Source organism: Thioclava dalianensis (assembly GCF_000715505.1).
Classification (GTDB): domain Bacteria; phylum Pseudomonadota; class Alphaproteobacteria; order Rhodobacterales; family Rhodobacteraceae; genus Thioclava; species Thioclava dalianensis.
The window spans coordinates 1-832 of sequence record NZ_JHEH01000093.1 but is presented as its reverse complement, the minus strand read 5'-3'; the positions used below and the strand labels follow the sequence as shown (position 1 = coordinate 832).

General features: G+C 67.4%; 1 protein-coding gene. It reads right to left on the bottom strand.

What is annotated here, in order from left to right; genetic code table 11:
• A partial coding sequence (gene ruvB, locus DL1_RS20660; protein WP_038070296.1) for a Holliday junction branch migration DNA helicase RuvB occupies nucleotides 1-830 on the bottom strand: 830 nt, incomplete at its 3' end.
• Between the last annotated feature and the right edge of the window lie 2 nt (nucleotides 831-832).

Below are 832 nucleotides of genomic sequence, written 5' to 3'. Positions count from 1 at the left end.
AGGGTTTCCACCCCCACCGGCCCGCCGCCATAATGCTCGGCCATCAGCATCATGTAGCGCCGATCCGCACCATCGAGCCCCAGCACATCGACACCAAGCCGGGTGAGCGCGCGGTCGGCAATCGCGCGGGTCAGCCGCCCATTGCCCTCGATCAGCGCGAAATCCACGACCCGGCGCAGCAGCCGACCCGCGATCCGCGGAGTGCCACGGGCGCGCTTGGCGATCTCGCGCGTGCCCTCGGGATCGGCGGGCACGCCCAGCAATCGCGCACCGCGCGTGACGATCAGGTCCAGCTCATCCTCGGAATAGAATTCCAGCCGGGTCGGGATGCCAAACCGGTCGCGCAGCGGCGTGGTCAGCAATCCGAGCCGCGTCGTGGCGCCCACCAGCGTGAAGGGTTGCAGCTCGATGCGCACGGTGCGCGCAGCCGGGCCCTCGCCGATCACCAGATCCAGTTCGAAATCCTCAAGCGCGGGATAGAGCACCTCCTCGACCGCCGGGTTGAGCCGGTGGATCTCGTCGATGAACAGCACATCGCGCGCCTCGAGATTGGTCAGAATAGCGGCAAGATCGCCCGCCTTGGCCAACACCGGGCCCGAGGTCATCTTGAAATTCACCCCCAGCTCGCGCGCCATGATCTGCGCCAGCGTCGTTTTGCCAAGACCGGGAGGGCCGTGAAACAGCGTGTGATCCATTGCCTGCCCGCGCAGCTTGGCGCTTTCGATGAAGACGCGCAGATTGGCCCGTGCCTCGGCCTGTCCGACGAATTCCTCAAGCTCCTGCGGGCGCAGGGCGCGGTCCGCATCATCGGCCAGCCGCTCGGGCCGCAGGG